This is a genomic window from Bradyrhizobium sp. BR 10289 (genome assembly GCF_019455385.1).
Taxonomy (GTDB): domain Bacteria; phylum Pseudomonadota; class Alphaproteobacteria; order Rhizobiales; family Xanthobacteraceae; genus Bradyrhizobium.
In genome coordinates, this window is the sequence record NZ_JACOFR010000003.1 from 378,944 (window position 1) to 396,871 (window position 17,928).

At 61.7% G+C, this 17,928-nt stretch carries 21 protein-coding genes and 1 tRNA gene; 3 read left to right on the top strand and 19 right to left on the bottom strand.

The genetic code is table 11. The features are described 5' to 3' along the window. Window positions 1–75: 75 nt before the first annotated feature. The 4 genes from HYH08_RS08405 to HYH08_RS08420 form a co-directional block, all read right to left on the bottom strand. Complete coding sequence (locus HYH08_RS08405) at window positions 76–585, bottom strand: hypothetical protein (protein WP_220009295.1); 510 nt, start codon at window positions 583–585, stop codon at window positions 76–78. A gap of 290 nt (window positions 586–875) precedes the next feature. Next, complete coding sequence (locus tag HYH08_RS08410; protein ID WP_220009296.1) at window positions 876–1,184, bottom strand: EthD family reductase; 309 nt, start codon at window positions 1,182–1,184, stop codon at window positions 876–878. A 204-nt stretch (window positions 1,185–1,388) separates the two neighbouring features. Continuing rightward, entirely contained in the window at window positions 1,389–3,095 is a 1,707-nt protein-coding gene (locus tag HYH08_RS08415; RefSeq protein WP_220009398.1) for an FAD-dependent oxidoreductase, read from the bottom strand. Between the two features lie 39 nt (window positions 3,096–3,134). Next, a complete protein-coding gene (locus HYH08_RS08420; protein ID WP_220009297.1) occupies window positions 3,135–3,311 on the bottom strand; it encodes a hypothetical protein in 177 nt (58 codons plus the stop codon). A gap of 315 nt (window positions 3,312–3,626) precedes the next feature. Between HYH08_RS08420 and HYH08_RS08425 the strand changes: the two genes are divergently transcribed. After that, window positions 3,627–3,701, top strand: a tRNA-Thr gene (locus HYH08_RS08425). A 454-nt stretch (window positions 3,702–4,155) separates the two neighbouring features. Here the strand turns inward: HYH08_RS08425 and HYH08_RS08430 are convergent. The 7 genes from HYH08_RS08430 to HYH08_RS08460 form a co-directional block, all read right to left on the bottom strand. Beyond that, the gene (locus HYH08_RS08430) at window positions 4,156–4,836 is read right to left on the bottom strand and encodes a hypothetical protein (RefSeq protein ID WP_220009298.1); all 681 of its coding nucleotides are present in this window, start codon (window positions 4,834–4,836) and stop codon (window positions 4,156–4,158) included. Continuing rightward, the gene (locus HYH08_RS08435; protein WP_220009299.1) at window positions 4,824–5,414 is read right to left on the bottom strand and encodes a hypothetical protein; all 591 of its coding nucleotides are present in this window, start codon (window positions 5,412–5,414) and stop codon (window positions 4,824–4,826) included. Before HYH08_RS08435 ends, HYH08_RS08430 begins: the two co-directional genes overlap by 13 nt. After that, window positions 5,404–6,345, bottom strand: a complete 942-nt coding sequence (locus HYH08_RS08440; protein ID WP_220009300.1) for a CBASS oligonucleotide cyclase — start codon at window positions 6,343–6,345, stop codon at window positions 5,404–5,406. The genes HYH08_RS08435 and HYH08_RS08440 overlap by 11 nt, the downstream gene beginning before the upstream one ends. A gap of 1 nt (window position 6,346) precedes the next feature. Further along, complete coding sequence (locus HYH08_RS08445) at window positions 6,347–7,321, bottom strand: hypothetical protein (protein ID WP_220009301.1); 975 nt, start codon at window positions 7,319–7,321, stop codon at window positions 6,347–6,349. Next, window positions 7,311–7,859, bottom strand: coding sequence for a 7-cyano-7-deazaguanine synthase (locus HYH08_RS08450; protein WP_220009302.1), 549 nt, complete (start codon window positions 7,857–7,859; stop codon window positions 7,311–7,313). Before HYH08_RS08450 ends, HYH08_RS08445 begins: the two co-directional genes overlap by 11 nt. Before the next feature lie 1,181 nt (window positions 7,860–9,040). Then, window positions 9,041–9,463: an MgtC/SapB family protein gene (locus tag HYH08_RS08455; protein WP_220009303.1), complete on the bottom strand. Its 423-nt coding sequence runs from the start codon at window positions 9,461–9,463 to the stop codon at window positions 9,041–9,043. 165 nt (window positions 9,464–9,628) lie between these two features. Beyond that, the gene (locus HYH08_RS08460) at window positions 9,629–10,117 is read right to left on the bottom strand and encodes a cyclic nucleotide-binding domain-containing protein (protein WP_220009304.1); all 489 of its coding nucleotides are present in this window, start codon (window positions 10,115–10,117) and stop codon (window positions 9,629–9,631) included. Window positions 10,118–10,516: 399 nt separating this feature from the next. Here HYH08_RS08460 and HYH08_RS08465 point away from each other — a divergent pair, with 399 nt between their 5' ends. Further along, complete coding sequence (locus tag HYH08_RS08465) at window positions 10,517–10,795, top strand: hypothetical protein (RefSeq protein WP_220009305.1); 279 nt, start codon at window positions 10,517–10,519, stop codon at window positions 10,793–10,795. 8 nt (window positions 10,796–10,803) lie between these two features. Here the strand turns inward: HYH08_RS08465 and HYH08_RS08470 are convergent, their stop codons facing one another. Both HYH08_RS08470 and HYH08_RS08475 read right to left on the bottom strand, forming a co-directional pair. Then, on the bottom strand, window positions 10,804–11,424 hold the full coding sequence (locus HYH08_RS08470; RefSeq protein ID WP_220009306.1) for a ferric reductase-like transmembrane domain-containing protein: 621 nt from the start codon (window positions 11,422–11,424) through the stop codon (window positions 10,804–10,806). Window positions 11,425–11,436: 12 nt separating this feature from the next. Beyond that, window positions 11,437–11,925 carry a peptidase associated/transthyretin-like domain-containing protein gene (locus HYH08_RS08475; RefSeq protein WP_220009307.1) on the bottom strand — a complete coding sequence of 163 codons (489 nt, stop codon included), beginning with the start codon at window positions 11,923–11,925 and terminating at the stop codon, window positions 11,437–11,439. Between the two features lie 213 nt (window positions 11,926–12,138). Here HYH08_RS08475 and HYH08_RS08480 point away from each other — a divergent pair, with 213 nt between their 5' ends. Next, window positions 12,139–13,146 (top strand): LLM class flavin-dependent oxidoreductase, encoded by a 1,008-nt coding sequence (locus HYH08_RS08480; RefSeq protein ID WP_220009308.1) that lies wholly within the window; start codon window positions 12,139–12,141, stop codon window positions 13,144–13,146. A 62-nt stretch (window positions 13,147–13,208) separates the two neighbouring features. Here the strand turns inward: HYH08_RS08480 and HYH08_RS08485 are convergent, their stop codons facing one another. From HYH08_RS08485 to HYH08_RS08510, 6 genes are read right to left on the bottom strand one after another with little or no spacing between them, the layout of a single operon-like run. Next, complete coding sequence (locus HYH08_RS08485) at window positions 13,209–14,084, bottom strand: amidohydrolase family protein (protein WP_220009309.1); 876 nt, start codon at window positions 14,082–14,084, stop codon at window positions 13,209–13,211. A gap of 14 nt (window positions 14,085–14,098) precedes the next feature. Beyond that, complete coding sequence (locus tag HYH08_RS08490; protein ID WP_220009310.1) at window positions 14,099–14,482, bottom strand: RidA family protein; 384 nt, start codon at window positions 14,480–14,482, stop codon at window positions 14,099–14,101. Between the two features lie 24 nt (window positions 14,483–14,506). Next, a complete protein-coding gene (hpaH, locus tag HYH08_RS08495) occupies window positions 14,507–15,310 on the bottom strand; it encodes a 2-oxo-hept-4-ene-1,7-dioate hydratase (protein ID WP_220009311.1) in 804 nt (267 codons plus the stop codon). A gap of 3 nt (window positions 15,311–15,313) precedes the next feature. Then, window positions 15,314–16,174, bottom strand: a complete 861-nt coding sequence (locus tag HYH08_RS08500) for a fumarylacetoacetate hydrolase family protein (protein ID WP_220009312.1) — start codon at window positions 16,172–16,174, stop codon at window positions 15,314–15,316. A gap of 43 nt (window positions 16,175–16,217) precedes the next feature. Then, window positions 16,218–16,835: a flavin reductase family protein gene (locus tag HYH08_RS08505; protein ID WP_220009313.1), complete on the bottom strand. Its 618-nt coding sequence runs from the start codon at window positions 16,833–16,835 to the stop codon at window positions 16,218–16,220. Window positions 16,836–16,838: 3 nt separating this feature from the next. Then, entirely contained in the window at window positions 16,839–17,804 is a 966-nt protein-coding gene (locus tag HYH08_RS08510; RefSeq protein WP_220009314.1) for a Bug family tripartite tricarboxylate transporter substrate binding protein, read from the bottom strand. Window positions 17,805–17,928: the final 124 nt, after the last annotated feature.

Sequence of the window (17,928 nt, forward strand, 5' to 3'; positions counted from 1 at the left end):
GCCGCGAGCCGGCGATCGGAAGATGGTTGTGCGATATCACGAGGTCGATGCCACGCACCGGCCGGAAACGTGCGATCAGGCAAACGCCATCGGCCTGTAGCGGCGCCAGGCGCCGATGGTCAGCACGACGAAGAACACCAGCACGATGCCCTGCACCACCGCGAAAACAGGGCCTCCCGGAGGATTCGGCGGGATGGCAGGCGCGAGCGCGGCGAGCGCCGGCACCTTCAGGAACGACTGGATCACCAGCACGAAGCAGTTGAAGTAGAGCGAGATCATCGCAGTCACGATGTAGACCGGACGCCAGATGCCCTTCAGCTTCATGCCGTACAGCGCGAGGCAGGCGATCGCGAGCAGCACCAGCGAGATGATGCCGATGATGTGCGAGGGCAGCAATTCCTTGAACGGAAACAGGAAGCCGGTGACGCTGGTGAGGATCGTGAAAGCCAAGAAGATCGCGGTGAGGCCCGGCATAGGCTTCGAGCCGAGCAGGCCGAACATCACGACGAGGCCCGCAACGATTCCGATCAGGCTGATGATGACATGGACCAGTGTGAAGGCAGGCAAGCTCAATCCAAGGACCATGTCATCTCTCCTGTTCTCGACGCTGAGATCAGCAGATTAGTATTACGGTCCTCATCGGATTGCCACATGCTCCCGTGTCACAGCTTCGCGTGCAGCCACGCGTCGTCGTGCGAATCGACAAACGCATGGCTGAATTTTTTGCAGCGGCGTCCCAAACGAGAGCAGTTTGTAGCCCGGATGGAGCGAAGCGAAATCCGGGGTTCTCGCATGTGGATGGCACCGTCCCGGATTGCGCTTCGCTCCATCCGGGCTACGAGCTCAGGCGCTTTCGACGAACGTTGAATCAGGTCTCACACTTCCTTGGTGTCGAAGATCAGGAGGTCGGCGCCGCCGCTGGCGAATTTCGGCACGTCGCCCGCGGCCGCCTTGCCTGCTTCGCTGCCGAACGCCTTCTGGATGTCGGCGACGCTGTCGAAGGTGAGGATGGCGACGAGGTGGATTCCGGACGGTCCGGCGGGCGAGCCAACCGGGCCAGTGCTGACGGCGTATTTCTTCAGCCCGGGAAGCTTCTTGGCGAGCGGAATGTGGGTCTCGGCATAGTGCTTGTCGAAAGCGGCAGTGTCCTTGGGCGTTTTGTAGAGCACGACGAGTTCAGCCATGTAGTCCTCCCGTTTGAATCTTGTTCTTCCGCGTGCGATTGGCCTCGCGACATGGCGATAGTCACGCATCACACCGCAAGATGGCAAGCCAGATTCGACTTGCCATTTGCTTGTCTTGTCCTTGACTTATTTTTTCGAGCACGATCTCGCCGGAAAACCGCTCCACACTTTGCGCTGACGCGGCCCTTCGGATCCGGATCGTGCTCAGAGCGCCGGTTTGGCTGCGTCGCCAAGATAACCGTGCAGGGCGGCGACGACCTGGGCGCCTTCGCCGATGGCGCCGCCGACGCGCTTGACGGAGCCGGAGCGGACATCGCCGACGGCGTAGACGCCGGGCACCGAGGTCTCCAGCGGAGCCACGAGTTTGCCCTGGTTCTGCTCCGACTGGGCGCCGGTGACGACGAAGCCGCCACGATCGAGCGTGACGCCGCAGCCGTCGAGCCAGCTGGTGGCGGGATCGGCGCCGACGAACAGAAAGAGATTCCTGATGTCGGCGGAATCCTCATCGGCGGACAGCCGGCTCTTCCAGCGGATCCGCCGCAGCAGCGAGGCCTCATCGCCTTCGAGCGCGGTGATCTCGGTGTTGAACATCAATTCGATGTTCGGCGTCGCTTCGATGCGCTCGATGAGATAGCGCGACATGCTGGCCCCGAGGCCGCCGCCGCGGATGATCATCAGCACCTTTTTGGCGTGGCCCGACAGGAACACGGCGGCCTGGCCTGCCGAATTGCCGGCACCGACGAGGGCCACCTCTTCGCCGGCACACAGCTTCGCTTCGACCGGCGAGGCCCAGTACCAGACGCCGCGCCCTTCGAACTTGTCGAGATTCTCGATTTCGGGCCGGCGATAGCGCGCGCCGCTCGCGACCACCACCGCGCGCGAACGCAGGGGATCGCAGCCGTCGAGCGCCACCGCAAACGCGCCGTCCTTGCGCGTGCAGTCGAGCGATTTCACCGTGACGGGGATCATGATGTCGGCGCCGAATTTCTGTGCCTGGTTGAACGCACGCGCGGTCAGGGCCAGGCCGGAAATACCGGTCGGAAAGCCCAGATAGTTTTCGATGCGCGCGCTGGCGCCTGCCTGGCCGCCGAAGGCGCGGGTATCGAGCACGGCCACCGACAATCCTTCGGACGCCGCATACACCGCGGTAGCGAGCCCTGCCGGGCCGCAGCCGACGATCGCGACGTCATAGATGCGATCGTTGCGGGGGCCGCCGATCATGCCGATCGCGCGCGCCACCTCGGTTTCGCTGGGATTGCGCAGCACCTCGCCGCTTGCCGCGACGACCAGTGGCCAGTCTTCCGGCTTGGGCGAATAGCGCGCGATGACCTCGGCGGCGTCGCGGTCGCGCTCGGGATCGAGCAGATGATGCGGCTGGCCGTTGCGGGTGAGGAAGCCCTGCAAGCGGACGACGCCGGCCGAATGCGAAGGGCCGATCAGCACCAGACCGCCGACGCCGCCCTGGAGCAGATTGACCCGGCGCAGGATCAGCGCGCGCATGATGCGCTCGCCCAGATCGGCCTCGGCGACCAGCAGCGCGCGCAGGCGATGCGGCGGCAGCAGCAGCGTCTCGACATCGCCCTCGGCCCGGCCGTCGACCAGCGCGGGCTGTCCTGAGAGCTGGCTGAGCTCGGCCAGGAACTGCCCCGGCCCCTGGTCGATCACCGGCGTGACGTTGCCAAGACCGTCGCGCTGGGTGATGGCGACATGGCCCTTCAGCACCACGAACATGCCGGGCCCCGGCTTGCCGGTCTCGAACAGGAGTTCACCATCGGCATAGCTGCGGACCTCGCCGAATTTCCGCATCCGCTCGATCTCGGCGGGTGTCAACGTCGGAAAGGTCTGCTCAGGGCGCGTAAACTGCGGCAGCTGCGCCTGACTATCGGTTCGTTGCTGTTCGTCCTGCGCCATTGCCACGTCATTCACTCCAGAAGTTCCAATCGCCGGTCTTCAATCGCCGGTCCCCTGATCTTGGGAACCATCGTCATCCTGCGAGAGGTCGGCGCTTGCGGCGCGTTCGCGCGCCTGCAGCTTCCGCCGCTTGAGGTTTTCGCGCAGCGCCGATTTCAGGCGGTCGTCTCGCGACGACCTCGCCCCTCTCGCGCCCTTGTCGTTCTCGTCAGCCATCACGGGTCCATACAGCGGTCGCGATAACATGCCCAGAGAATGCGGCAGCTCAAGAGGCCCGCGTGAACGGATCGTGCGAAACGCGAAATGGACCTCTTCCGCAGGTCCGGCCAACTGGCCAGTTGGCGGGGGATAAGCACAAGCCAAATCCGTAGAAAGCCGGCCGTTTCGCGCCGAATGGGGCATTTTGGGCCCGATATCGCCCCGATTTTCTCGTTTTGACCGGTCCAGCAAGCTTGCACAGGCGGGGGGCTTGTGGCAGATATCGGCCCGCTTGGTAGGCCCTTGTGGCGGCCGATTCTGATCCCAGCACATGCTGCCGTAGCTCAGTGGTAGAGCACTCCATTGGTAATGGAGAGGTCGACAGTTCAATCCTGTCTGGCAGCACCATTTTTCGGGTTCAATCGCACATGAAGCGGCATTCTCGCGGCCTGAAACGCCCGAGTTTTGCTCTCCTCGTTCGCGCTCCTCTGTGAAGAGAGCGCAGGGAAGACCAGGTGCCGGCTGGCACCCGCGGTCCGCTGCGCGAAAATGTAGCGCAAGGAAACCGCACAGCAGCATACAGGTGTAGCCAATCACTCGGCCTTCCCTGCGCAGTGGGTTGACGGCTTATACGCGCTCTCCCCGGAGCCGAGTTCCTTCTGGCCTCCGTCGCCTCGCGAATTGACGATGCCCGTCGGCCCGGTCGAGCCCCAAAGCATCTCCGCAAGGCTTGACCGTAGCAACGACGGTCAGAACGACGCGCTTTCGCCGTACGCAGCTCGCCCAGCTTCGCCATCCAGCGGCGTAATCTCACTCAGATGCCCCAACAAACCAAGTCTCTAACTCGGAGAGCTTGCTGGAATCACACCGCCGCAAAGGTTCGATCAATTGCGAATAGCTTGCCTCGAGACTTCAAAGCAGAGGCACGTTCCTCAAAGCGCCAAAGAATCAAGTCTGCAATGGAAACCAAATCGCCGCACTGCTCGTGTATGTCACGGCACATGACGTGGACGTCGGAGTAACCGAACCGACTTGCCAATCGAACCAAATGGCGATCTGGCTTGGCAACATCCAATCCAATGTTCTTAGCCAAATGCCACTTCGTAACGGCACCTATGTATCTCAGCGACTCTAAGGTGGAGAGCGCATCGGCCTCAAGGCGTTCCTCCAGCCACGTGAAACCATTCTTCGCGATCAAGCTAGCGGTCTCGCCGATAGCCTGAAGCTTCCCTCGATGACCAAACACCGAAGAGGCACATCGGACGCAAACGTCTCGGTTTTCGGCAATCACGCCGGCCGATTCCCAGTCGCAGAAGCTAAGCGAGATATAGTCGAAATGCTTCCTAACTACGGCCTCACGAAACCCTGAATTCAGGACAACCCAAGCGTACTCACGAAGGAAGGCTGTCTCGGTGATCGAGCGCTCGCTTACGACCCGCTTTTGGCTCTCGACCTCTTGTACAAATGGTGAACCTTCAACCCAAGACTTCGCTTCGAGGTAATACTCCACGAGCTCAGATTGGCGGGCTTCTATGTTGACCATGGCCGATTGTCGCGAATCAACAGCTTCAATTTTGTTAACCAAATACTCGCCCCCGGTTTTTTGTCGAGCAATTTGCTGATTTCTATCTTGGTGAGATGCTTTTGCTTTAGACGAAGAAACTCCGATTCCGGCACACCGCTACCAACGTCACTCGCCATATCGTACCGAGCAGCAAGGCGCTGGAATTCGCGAGAAGGAATGTCGCTGGAGGATGCAAGCAAATAGCCAGCTTCTCTCTTTACTTCTGCGTACATCGTGAAGCTGCGTTTATGTGCCTCTCCCCGTCCACGCCAATCGGTCTTCGACTGGATCAATGTAAGACAGAATACCACGAGGCCAAAAAAGCCCACCACGATTGCGGGATCGACCGCCTCAGGCATGGCATGGCGGAGCAGCTTTGGGTCAACAAAAGCTAGCGCGGTCACCAAAGCCGACAGGACCAAAACAACGATATCAAGTAGAAGAGCCCGCCGGCTGAATCTGTCGGACAGCGCGGCATGCGCGGTGCAGAGCTGATCTGAAACCCGCCGTATTCGCTCGACTTCTTCTCGTGAACCGATATCTGTTTCAATCGTCATTGGTGCTGAATAGCGCCTCCCATTGCTCTCTCGACATGTGGGCACTCGCATTTCGCATGCGCTTTGCGATGCGCCCCAAAACGTGCGCGGCGGCGACCCTCTCAGGGCTGCCGGCGTCGCCCAGATAGGCATCCACATGGACGGATTGCCCCGTACTATCCCGAATCGGCGACGCCACCAGGTCGCGCGCCTTCTCGAAGAAGACAGGGAGCATAGAAGCGGTTGTCTTGGGGCCCTCGTAGTTGCGGAAGGCAGCTATCGCCAAGCTCTCGACGTGATAACCGGACAGTCGTTGTTGCTCTGGCAATGTGCCGATAGCTGCCTTAGCCAATTTGATCGTCGGGACAAGCTTCCCTGCACATTGTTCATTCCTGGCTGTTAATGCAGCCTGGAATTTTTCAGGCGATATGCCCGACCACCCGTCTCTCATAAAAGAAGGAACCTTTAGTCCTTCTGTCGTCTTGAATGCTGGTAGCAGCTGAATTTCCTGCCCGTCCGGATACGCCACCGTAACGGCAAGCCTGCCCGAACTCACCTTTGCGCCGCCTCCGAGTTCGCTCGAAAGTATGTCGGCAACGGATTTAATCGCCTCCGATGGCCTTGAATTTTGCAGGTCTGGGTCGTCGAGGACGAGCAAAGAATCGACATCGCTTAATCCGTCAACATATGTATGCTTCGCTACCGAGCCGCCAAACAAGGAATCGACTGTTGTTTCGAGCGGCCCCTCCAGGGCGTCCTTTATTTCATCGAGACGATTCCGGACTTTTTCAACATCTCTACTGTTTGCCGACGCCAGAAGCTCATTTAGAAGACCGCCGAGTTCGGTCTCGAACACCTTAATAGCAGTCTGATCTTCGGTTTCACGCACCTGCTGACGAAGTTGCTCGGGCGTCCTATTCACGAATGGGCCACCGCCTCCACCACCACCCATATTAGGTTCCTCCCAACTCAGCAGTCATTACATCATAGGCTCTCTTCAGACTCTCATGATGCTTGCCAAAATGTTCGAAGCGGTGATCGGCAACAAACTTGATCATGCTGAGTCTCATCTCTTGCATGGATTGATAGTTGTTCGTCCAGCACCTACCTTCAACAATGTCAGAGTTCGTCGTAATTGGTAGGGAAAGCGCTCCAAAGTGATGCCTGTACACGGTGTCGCCATTGGAAAACGCATAGCGCAGCCACGTCAGGCCGTCGAAAATGTCAGCTCCCGCCAAGAAATATAAGAATGTCGAAATCGTATCGAGACTGCCGAAGACGTGAATTGGGACGCCGGGGTGGTGCGCGTCTAACTCGTTTCTGAGTTTTGCCACATTGATCATTCGACTCAATGTAGAGTTGCCAATTTCCTTTTCTGTGACACCCACCACTGCAAACCCCGTCATTAGCTTCACAGCCGGGAGTATGTTCTCCAAGTGCAGACGCTTTGAAGTTTCACTCTCAGGCTTTATCAGCAACGCACGTGCGCTGTTTCCAGGCGGCAGTACCATTGCCTTTGCACGTTCAATTTGCTGCCCGGTTGGCACGCGATCGTTGGGATGGTCATAGCTGACGCAAACTGTCGGAGAGTTGGATTTCCATTCGGCCAGAACCTTTTGATGCTTATCGAAAGACCACTCCTTTCCGGAATACTCCTTCTCATAGGTGTCAGACAGCTCAGTCTCCTTGGACGCCTCATAGCCACCGCTATCCAAAAAGATGGCTGACGCAAAATCAAATGGGGGCTTTATGTGATTGTTGTAGATGTCGTAGGCGCTGACCAGGACCTCGTCCGATATATACTCCTCCATTGTCTGCAAGATTTTGGCGACGTTGGGAAAGCCCTTGCTGGAAAATGACGGCAACAAAAGCGGGGTCTTTATCGAAGGCGCGTTGCCTATTCGAAGAAATCGACGACTAGCCAGCATAAAGCCTCACACGATCTCTGCACGAAGCGCAGGTACCACACGGCGGGATGCCGCCTGCTTCGCAGCTGTAAGTATCATTGAGCGGCAACGCTGCCGCCTTGAAATAACTAAAGACGTCATCCTTCGACCAATCGACGAAGGGAGCAACGACAGCCACGCGTCCGTCGGAGCATTCCTGGGCTAGTACCTCAACACGAGACAAAAAGGAGCGAGAGCAGTCGTAGTAGTTGGTCCCAGAATGGATCCCAATCGCCAACAGCCCGTCGTGACAACTTCCCAGCAGAATTGCACTTGCGATCAAAAATAAGTTGCGACCAATAAGTTCTCCTGCACCAAATTTGGTCGAAGAGGACACCTTAAGTTTGATTACCGGGATTGAGAGCTTCTCACTCAGAACATCAACGGCAGCATCTTCACACCGCGCCGCGGCCTGCCCGAAGTCGACGAAGATTCCGCGTACCTCGTGTCCTCTTTTCTTGAAGAAGTGGACACAAGAGGTTGAATCAATGCCACCGCTAAACAGGACAGAAGCGTGCATGGGCAAATCACTCGACTTGGAGTTGACATTTCTACCGTAGGGTTCCGATGAGGCAAATGGCCCCGCCCCTCATCCTTTGGTCCGGGTTCGGCGCGGCTGCGAGGTGTCGCGGCTTCGCAGACGCACCTTGGGGTGCGGCTGGCTCGGCATTCCAAATGGGCGCGCCAACCGCTCGCGCCACTGATACAGAACCGGGAGTGACGGGCCAAAAATCCTCAATGGTTTCAGTACGAAAGCAGCTACAACCTCAGTTCAATCCTGTCTGGCAGCACCATTTTTCGGGTTCAATCGCACATGAAGCGGCATTCTCGCGGCCTGAAACGCCCGAGTTTTGCTCTCCTCGTTCGCGCTCCTCTGTGAAGAGAGCGCAGGGAAGACCAGGTGCCGGCTGGCACCCGCGGTCCGCTGCGCGAAAATGTAGCGCAAGGAAACCGCACAGCAGCATACAGGTGTAGCCAATCACTCGGCCTTCCCTGCGCAGTGGGTTGACGGCTTATACGCGCTCTCCCCGGAGCCGAGTTCCTTCTGGCCTCCGTCGCCTCGCGAATTGACGATGCCCGTCGGCCCGGTCGAGCCCCAAAGCATCTCCGCAAGGCTTGACCGTAGCAACGACGGTCAGAACGACGCGCTTTCGCCGTACGCAGCTCACCCCGCTTCGCCATGAGGCTTGGCCGGACTTTGGCGCCGTTCGTTCCGCACGGAGGCGGACCTCACGAGGTTCATCTCGCCCTGGTCCGACCGTCCCGCGCCCGGCGCTGCCGCGTCCACCGCACCCCGGTCCACGTTCGTTACGACGTACGATCGCCCCTCTCCGGGGACCGGGATGGCGGAGAGAATGCCGTAATTCCGAATTTCGGTAAAGTGGAATATTTTTATGGGGAAGGGTTGACAGGGTTTGGGGTGTTTTGCCCGACGGGCAAGGTGGGACCACGCAGGTAAGGTTAATCCTTCCTTTCGATTGTCGGTAAAATTTTATCTATTATCGTCCTGCCAGTGATGACGAACGTGGGGCTTCGATAGTGATTGCGTGCTGCCTGATCGTGACTGGGATTGCGTTGCTTCTCTCCGGCATTGTTGCCTTTGGCTTCCATCGAAATTCGCTGCATACGATGGCGCTGATGTAGCCGCAGCGATGGCACGTTCGTGTGGCTCAAGCGAAGCAAGATACTGCGCACGCGCCTTCACTGGTCATCTTCCTCCTTCACCAGCGTCAGCAAGCGCAGCGTCAGGAAGGTGAACATCGCAATGGTCACGGCAACGTCGTAGCTGCCGAGTCCCACCGAGACCCCGATCGCCCCTGTGGCCCAAAGGCTTGCGGCCGTTGCGGTGCCCTGCACCGAATTGCCCTGCTTGAGTATGGCACCGCCGCCGATGAAGCCGATACCGGTGATGAGGCCCTCGACCACCTTGGCGAGCCCGTCTGGCGAATGCGACAGCAGGCCTTCGCTGCCCTGTACGAAACCGCAGCTTGCGAGCGCGACCAGCGGAAAGGTCCGCAGGCCCGCGCTGCGTGCCCGCTTCTCGCGATCCCAACCAATCGGGATGGCAAGCGCGAACGCGACGGCCAACGCAAGGAAATGTGCACCAATATTGAATTTGTCCAAGGCAACACCTGAAACGAAAGCAGCCGATTGAATCGAACCGCCGGCAACGCGGCGGGACTGCTCGTGGTTTCGCGTCGTGCGAATTTGCCGCACGCGCCGCGCACTCCCGGATTGCGTTCCGTTGCCTCCGGCTACGAAGCTCTTCCAGCTCGCAGGAGCGATTTGTCACACAGGCGGAGCGCGCTCATCATGGCCGTGCCGTCCCGCAAACCGGTCATCGGCGCGGCGCAGGCGCCGGCAGAGCTCGCGGTTGATGTTTTGCAGGACCATCACATAGGCGTGGATGTCGGCCTTGTAGCAGGCGTAGAGATTTTGGGCGGTCAGCTCGTACAGCAGCGTAGGCTCTTCCGCGACCACCGTGGCAGAGCGATTCTGCATCTCGATCAGCGTCATCTCGCCGAAGAAATCACCGGGCTGTAGAACCGAGATTGGGACAACGCTGCCCGCATTCACCCGCTTGCTCACCGCCAGCCGGCCGGATTCGACGATGAACATCGAGCGTCCCGGCTCGCCCTCCGTCACGACGGTTGCGCCGGCATCGAAGCGGCGCTCGACCAGCATCGACACCAGGAAATCGAGACCCGGGTCCGAAAGACCACCGAAGAACGGTGTCGCGAGCAGGAACGTCTTGAGATCGGGGGCACTGACAACCATTTTGCGAGGATAAGCCCGGCCTCCATCTGCGGCAAGCAGGGTGCGCATCGGCACTGATCACGCCCGACGCGCTCGAAGATGGGGTAGCCCGCAGGATAGGTCGAGCAAAGCGAAACCCATCAAGGCCTTGCTTGGTGGTGAGACATGATGGCTTTCGCAAGGGCTCTACTCATCCTACGCCCCTACTCCATCCGCGCTACGAACCATGAATCCAAATCGCCCGATTCCACGCGTCAACCGCCATACCTGCGTATGAATTGAATGTTTCGCCAATCGATCATAGGCTATGCTGGTCTCTGCTGCACATGAGCGCGATGAGATCGCAATGAATCGTCGTCGCGCTTGGGGTTGTTGCTTGCTCATGATCCTTTCCGGATCATGCTTTAACGGAGAGTAGCCGTGTGGAAAGCTGTCGTGGTTGCAGTCGTGACGCTCGCCTCGGTGCCGGCATCGGCGCAGGACGCGGCGAAGAAGACCGAACCTAAAGCGGACAATTGCTTCTACACCGTTGGAACTCAGGCGGTGCAGGTGCCCATCGGCGGCAGCGTCTGCCGGCGGCAGCCCGCGCCGTACAACGACAAATATTCGTTGCTTCGCTGCACCCCGCCGCTCGACGAGATCGACACCGACGTCAAGCGCGGCGATTCGCGCTGCGACAAATACGACGATCGGGATTAACGCGCGGGCTATGGGCTCTCGCCACGCAACGTGCGCTTTCGCCAGAGATCGACCATCACCTTGATTGTCGCCGCGAGAACGAGCGCACAGAGCACGGCTTTCGAGACGGTCTCCATCGTCCCCTCGATCAGCAGACAATGGGCGACGGTCCCTGCGACGATGACGATCGCGAGGGGAATATGGATCATGCGCCAGGTTCGCAGGCGCAGTCCCCATCGGCGGCGGAAGAGAGCCAGCAGCGCGACGGCGAAGATGGCCCACATCGCGGTCACGCCGAAGGGCGAGAACGGCGTCGGCGAGGTGTAGGTCAGCGCGTCGATCATGTCGGGCGGGCTGGTGATCCAGAGCCCGGCGACGTGGATCACGATCGTCAACGCAAGCGCAATGCCGATCCAGAAATGGACGCGCCGGCTGCGATAGGCCGACAGGCCCGGCAGATATAAGCCGGCCAGCAGCGGCTGAACCAGCACGAGACCCAGCGCGATGATGCCCGCAAAGCCGGCGAGGATGTAGACCGGACCGCGCCATGCGAGCTGTTCGCTTCCCGCTGCAAGCGCGATCGGCACACCGATCGCCGAGGCAAGGGCGACCCAGATCAGGATCACCCGCGCCGATCTTCCCTGCTTCATTCGCCGGCCCGGTCAGGCCGGCTGAAGCACGAAGTGCGCCTCGAGGCTGGTTTCCTTCGGGCTCCGCATGATCGGCCGCAGGAAGACGGTCTTGAACTCGCCGCTGTCATAGGCGAGGTGGCCATGCGGCTGGCCGAAGATCGGAATGATCTGCGGCATCTCGAGCCGGAATTTTCCGTCCTTGTCGGTGAGCGTGGCGCCGTGGCTCTGCGGCTCGTGCTCCTGGCCTTCGACCGTGTGCGCCCAGATCTGGATGCGCTGCCCGGCGAGCGGGGCGCCGTCGCCGGCGCGGCGCACGGTGCCACTCATCCAGAAACCGCCCTTGCCGATCCGCTCCACGATCGGCGCGCCCTTGCGGTAATTGTTCGCGCCGCCCGACATGGTTTCGGTCGGTGCGAGGCCGTCGGCGCGTGCCGGCAACAGACGACTGGACGCACCGGCCGCCAGAATGGCGCCGCCTGCGAGGAGGAGGTTGCGGCGGCTGAGTACGACGATGGTCATGTCGGTTCCTCCTGCGAGCGTGGCGCCGCAGAGAATACAACAACGGCCGCCGGACGCCCAGTTGGGACGAAAGGCGCCCACGGCCGCAATAACAGGGTTGTGAACGGGGCGCGGGCCGCGCGAACGGTTCGATGGGTCGCGCGAGGCGCTCTACCCATCCTGCGCACTGACATTACATGTGGTGTTCCCAGCTCCTCCGTCCGGTATTCCCGCATGATCCCTTTCTCCGTGCTCGACCTCGCTCCCATCCGCAGGGGTGGCGATGCGGCGCAGGCCTTTCGCAATTCGCTCGACCTCGCCCAGCACGTCGAACGCTGGGGCTTCAAGCGGTTCTGGCTGGCCGAGCACCACAACATGACGGGCATCGCGAGCGCGGCAACCTCGGTGGTGATCGGGCATATCGCGGGCGGGACCAAAACCATCCGCGTCGGCTCCGGCGGCGTCATGCTGCCGAACCATTCGCCGCTGGTGATCGCCGAGCAGTTCGGCACGCTGGAATCGCTTTATCCCGGACGCATCGATCTCGGCCTCGGCCGCGCGCCCGGCACCGACCAGCTCACCGCGCGGGCGATGCGGCGCGACCTTGCCACGGCGGCGGAGAATTTTCCGCACGACGTGCTGGAGTTGCAGGCGCTGCTCGGCGACGTGCAGCCGAACCAGGCGATCCGCGCCGTGCCCGGCATGGGGACGAAAGTGCCGCTGTGGATCCTGGGCTCGAGCACGTTTGGCGCGCAGCTTGCGGCGATGCTCGGCCTGCCGTTCGCCTTCGCCTCGCATTTCGCGCCGCAGATGATGATGCCGGCGCTGCGCGAATATCGCGCACGCTTCGAGCCATCGGCGCAGCTGGAAAAGCCCTATGCGATGGTCGGTGTCAACGTGTTCGCCGCGGACAGCGACGTCGAGGCGCAGCGGATGTTCTCCTCGCTGCAGCAGCAATTCATCAATCTGCGCCGCGGCACGCCCGGCCCGCTGCCGCCGCCGGTCGACGACATGGATGCGCTGTGGTCGCCGGCGGAGAAGGCCATGGTCGGCCAGTCGCTATCCGTCTCCGCGGTGGGTACGCCTGAAGTCGTCGAGGCGAAGCTGAAGGCGCTGATCGCGGAGACAGGCGCGGACGAATTGATGACCACGGGGCAGATCTACGACCACACGGCGCGGCTGCACTCGTTCGAGATTGCGGCCGGGGTCAGGGACCGGCTGGCGATGCAGCCGGTAATGTGACGAAGGTGCGCTCCCTCCCCCCCGCAAGCGTGAGAGGGAGCGCATCGCACGCGTGGCGGGCCTCAATCCGGAAAGCCGAACAGCTTGGCCGGATTGTGCACCAGAATCTTCTCCAGCTCTGTCTGGTCAGGCGCGTAGCGGTACATCAGCTCGAGCAGGTCGGTGTCGTTCGGCGGCTGCTTGACGGAGACCGGATGCGGCCAGTCGGTGGCCCAGACGCAGCGGTCGAGGGCGGCCTCGATATAGGCGCGCGCGATCGGGATCACGTCGTCATAGGGCGCGCCGGTCTGCGAGGTCTTCTCGCCCAATGACAACATGACCCAGAAATTGCCCTTCTCGAGCAGCTCCAGCATCTTGCGCAGATTGGGATCGTCCTTGCCGTTCGAAGGCACCGGCCGCGCCATGTGATCGATCAGCACGGGCACGTCGAGGTTTTCGTACTTCGCGACGCTGGAGATGATGCCATCCTTCTCCGGCTGGATCTTGACGTACCAGCCGAGCTCGCGAATGCGGGCGATGGCCCGGGCGAAGTCCGCATCCGACAGCACGGCACCGAGTTCCTGACGGAAGCTGAAGCGGGCGCCGCGCACGCCGGCACCATGCAGCTTGGCGAGGTAAGCGTCGTTCGCCTCGGCGAACACCAACGCGTTGGCGCAGCCGCGATAGTTCGGGCCCATCGCCGCGAGGCCGTCGAGCACGACGGAATGGTCGGCGCCATAGGTCGTGGTTTGCACGATGATGCCGCGCTCGATGCCGAGCGTCTTGTGCACGCGCAGCGCCGCTTCCCAGGTCGCGGTCGGCATCCGGTAGGCGGCGCCGGGACGCTCGGGATATTTGTCGATGGGACCCAGCACGTGAAACTGGCTGTCGACGGTCTTCGGCGGCGGTGCCTTGATCGGACGGCGGGGATTGGGATCGAACGGCAGATAGGTCGGCATGCAGACGTGCTCCTTCAGTCGATCACGGCGGTGAAGTCGCACTGCACCAGCGCGCCGCCGTCCATGTTGTCCATCGGCAGCGCATGGCGCGCCGGGCGCGAATGCTCGTCCGGAAACATCTTGAGCCATTCGACATTGACGGGACCGCGATTGCCGCGGTCCTTCAGCCAAACCGTCATCTTGATGATGTCGTCTGTGGTGCCGCCGGCGGCCTCCACCGTCGCCTTCATATGCGCAAACATGTTGGCACATTGCGCGTCGAGGCTCTCCGGCATCACGCCGGCCGCATCGCGGCCGAGGATGACGCCTGACATCACGAGATTGCCGATGCGGCAGGCGTTCGGGATCGGGTTGGCGTGCTTGAAGCCGCCGATATGGATGCTCTTGCGCCGTGACATGGTGCGCTCCCTCTCTTTATTGTTTCAGACGAACTGGCAGGACACCGAGCCGAACGGGCCGTAGTCGGCATGAAACGTGTCGCCGCGGCGGATATCGACGGGGCGCGTGAACGATCCCGCCAGCACGACCTCGCCGGCCTCAAGATGTTCGTCATGCGGCGCGAGGCGGTTGGCGAGCCAGGCGATGCCATTGGCGGGATGATTGAGCACGCCGGCGGCGAGCCCGGTCTCCTCGACCTCGCCGTTGCGGAACAGCAGTGCCCCGATCCAGCGCAAATCGGCATCCATGGGGGGGATCGGCCGGCCGCCGAGCACCAGGGCGGCATTCGCCGCGTTGTCGGAGATCGTGTCCATCACCTTGCGCGCCTTGCCCGTCTGGGGGTCGACGCGATGCATCCGCGTTTCCAGGATCTCCAGCGCGGGCGTCACGTAATCGGTGGCGTTGAGCACGTCGAAGATGGTGCAGTCGGGCCCGCGCAGCGGCGCCTTCAGCACGAAGGCGAGCTCGACCTCGATGCGGGGCGCGTGGAAACGGTCGAACGGGATCGGCGTGGCGTCGGCATAGAACATGTCGGCGAACAAAACGCCGTAATCGGGCTCGCTGATGCCGACCGCGTTCTGCATCGCCTTCGAGGTCAGGCCGATCTTGTGCCCCTTGATGATTCGGCCGCGCGTGAGCTGAAGTTGCGTCCAGGCGCGCTGGACGGCATAGGCATCCTCGATGCTGAAATCGGGATAGTCCTTCGTGAACATCGTGATCAGCGTCTTGGTGCGCTCGGCCTCATCGAGGCGCGCGGCAAGGCGTTCGATCGTGGCGGGGTCCAGCATGCTCTATTGCTCCGCGGCGACGGTGTTGCTGAGCACGCCGATGCGGCTGGATTCGACCTCGACGACGTCGCCGACCTTCAGCCAACGCGGCGGATCGAAACGGGCGCCTGCCCCGGTCGGCGTTCCCGTCACGATCATGTCGCCGGGCTTCAGCGTCGCGAAGGTGGAGAGATAGGAGATGATGAAATCGAACGGGAACATCAGCCGTTCGGTGGTGTCCTGCTGCCGCACCTCGCCGTTGACGCGCGTGACGATATCGTGCGGGCCGCGCGGGTCGAGCTCGTCCGACGTGACGATCCAGGGACCGATGCTGCCGGAGCGGTCGAAATTCTTGCCCTGCGTGACGTTGAACTTGCCGTGGCGCAGCCAGTCGCGGATCGTGCCCTCGTTGCACAGTGTCATGCCGAAGATGTGGCCCCACGCCTTCTCGCGCGGGATGTGGCGACCGCCCTGCCCGATCACGATGACGAGTTCGCCCTCATAGTCGAGCTGCTCGGAGACTTTCGGCTTCTCCAGCGGCTGGCCGGAGCCCGTCATCGAGGACATGCTGCGCACGAACAGGCTCGGATATTTGGGCAGGTCCGAATTGTCCTTGTATTCGGCGTTGCGCTCGGCGTAGTTGACGCCGATGCACCACAGCTTTTCCGGCGCCAGCACCGGCGGCAGCAGCACGAGTTCATCCAGCGCGTAGTCGGGCTTTTGCCCGGCGACAGCTTCCTGCGCATCGGGGAGCGCGTTGGCCGCGATCAGCGCCTTGACGTCGGAATAGTCGCGGCCGATCCGCTTGGTCAGATCGACGACACCGCCTTCGACGGCTGCGCCATAGCGCGGCTCTCCGTCCAGGAGATAGCTTACGAGTCGCATAATTGTTCTCCAATAATCTGGCGGCGCGGCCGGGCCTGCGCGCTCAGTCCTTCGATTTGGGAGTCTGGAAGACGCTGTTCAGCGTCACGATCTCGCCGAGGCGGGCGTAGCGCGGGCCGCCGATGCGCGCGATCGGGTCGAGCGCCCTGGTCTCGACCTTGCCGTCGTTGACGAGGCCGTCGCGCAGGTGGAACATCACGACCTCGCCGACGATCAGCCGGCTCCTGGCATCACCGAATTCGAGGCACTGGCGAAAACGACACTCCATCGCCACCGGCGCTGCAGCGAGCCGCGGCACCTTGATACGCTCGCAAGGCAGCGTCTCCAGGCCGAGATGCTCGACCTCGCTGATCTCGGGCGGATGCTCGACGGAGCTGTCGTGCAACGCTTGCATCAGCGGGGTATCGGCGATGTGGATCACATATTCCTCGGTATCGAGGATGTTGTGCGCGGTGTCCTTGTAGTCGGCGCCCTTGCGGCCGACGCTGATGGCGAGCATCGGCGGCTTCTGCGAGACGAAGGTGAAGGCGCTGAAGGGGGCGAGGTTGAGCACGCCGCTGCGCGACAGGCTCGTCACCCACGCGATCGGGCGCGGCACCACGATGCCGGTCATCAGGCGATAGATGCGCTCCGCGCCGAGTTCGGTGGGGTCGATCCGCATCGCTCAATCAGCCTTGATGTTGGCCTTGCGCACGACCGGAATCCATTTGGCGTCCTCGCGCTCGAGATAGGCCTTGAATTCGTCGGGCGTCATCGGCGTCGCTTCGCCGCCGAGCTTTTCGAATTTGTCGACCACGCCGGGGTCCTTCAGGATCGCGACCAGCGTCTCGTGCAGCTTGTCGACGATCGGCGCCGGCGTGCCCGCGGGCGCGAACAGGCCGGTAAAGGTCTGGCCGTCAAAATCCTTGTAGCCGAGCTCGATGAAGGTCGGCACGTCGGGCAGCGACTTCAGCCGGTGCGGGCTGGTGACCGCGAGCGCGCGGAACAGGCCGGCCTTGATGTGCTGGAGGCTGACGGTGAGCTGGTCGAAGGCGAACTGCACCTGGCCGCCGAGCAGGTCGTTGATGGCGGGCGCGTTGCCGCGGTAATGCGCGGTGACCCATTGCAGGCCGAGGTTTTCCTGCATCAGCTCGCTGAGCAGATGGTTGGTGGTGCCGGGGCCGGGCGAGGCCATGGTCAGCTTGCCGGGCTCGCGCTTGGCGAGATCGATGAATTCCTTGAAAGTGTTGGCCTGCACGGAGGGATGCACCTCGAGCACCAGCGGCGTCATCGAGATCGTCGTGATGGGAAGGAAATCCTTCTTCCAGTTATAGGCGTCGCGCTTGTTGATCTCGGTCGCGAACAGCACCGGGCCGTTGGCGCCGACGAACAGCGTGTAGCCGTCGGGCGCCGATTTCGCGAAAGCCTCGCCCGCGATCATGCCGCCGGCACCGGCCTTGTTCTCGATGATGAAGGGCTGACCGAGCTTTTCCTGCAGCTTGTCGGCGATGATGCGCGCGGCGCTGTCGACGTTGCCGCCGGCCGGATAGGGCACGATCAGCTTGACGCTGCGCGCCGGCCATTGCTGGGCCGATGCGGGCCCCGCCAGCATCGCAGTGACAGCGGCGATGGCAATCGCGATTAATCTCATGTTAACCTCCCGGCGGCGCTTCCAGTTCATTTCGAGCGTCTTGACGTTGCGGATCGCGCCCGATCGCCGCGCAATCTCCAGATGTGGGCTTTACCTGTCGAGTGAATTGTGGCGTTCTTGCCCA